Below are 631 nucleotides of genomic sequence, written 5' to 3' on the forward strand. Positions count from 1 at the left end.
ATTAAAGATTTATCGGTAAACGATGGGGATGCGTTCCATTAGGTAGTAGGCGGGGTAACGGCCCACCTAGCCGACGATGGATAGGGGTTCTGAGAGGAAGGTCCCCCACATTGGAACTGAGACACGGTCCAAACTCCTACGGGAGGCAGCAGTGAGGAATATTGGTCAATGGACGGGAGTCTGAACCAGCCAAGTAGCGTGAAGGATGAAGGTTCTATGGATTGTAAACTTCTTTTATAAGGGAATAAAGTGCTTTACGTGTAGAGTTTTGTATGTACCTTATGAATAAGCATCGGCTAACTCCGTGCCAGCAGCCGCGGTAATACGGAGGATGCGAGCGTTATCCGGATTTATTGGGTTTAAAGGGAGCGTAGACGGGATGTTAAGTCAGCTGTGAAAGTTTGGGGCTCAACCTTAAAATTGCAGTTGAAACTGGCGTTCTTGAGTGCGGCAGAGGCAGGCGGAATTCGTGGTGTAGCGGTGAAATGCTTAGATATCACGAAGAACCCCTATTGCGAAGGCAGCCTGCTGGACCGTAACTGACGTTGATGCTCGAAAGTGTGGGTATCAAACAGGATTAGATACCCTGGTAGTCCACACGGTAAACGATGGATACTCGCTGTTGGCGATA

Annotated in this window: 1 rRNA gene; it reads left to right on the forward strand. The window is 48.8% G+C overall.

Annotated features, from left to right (window positions below):
* Positions 1 to 631 (forward strand): 16S ribosomal RNA (locus tag H6A27_RS14525); the annotation flags it as partial.

The organism is Bacteroides caecigallinarum (genome assembly GCF_016902295.1).
In the GTDB taxonomy this organism is placed as follows: Bacteria; Bacteroidota; Bacteroidia; order Bacteroidales; family Bacteroidaceae; genus Phocaeicola; species Phocaeicola caecigallinarum_A.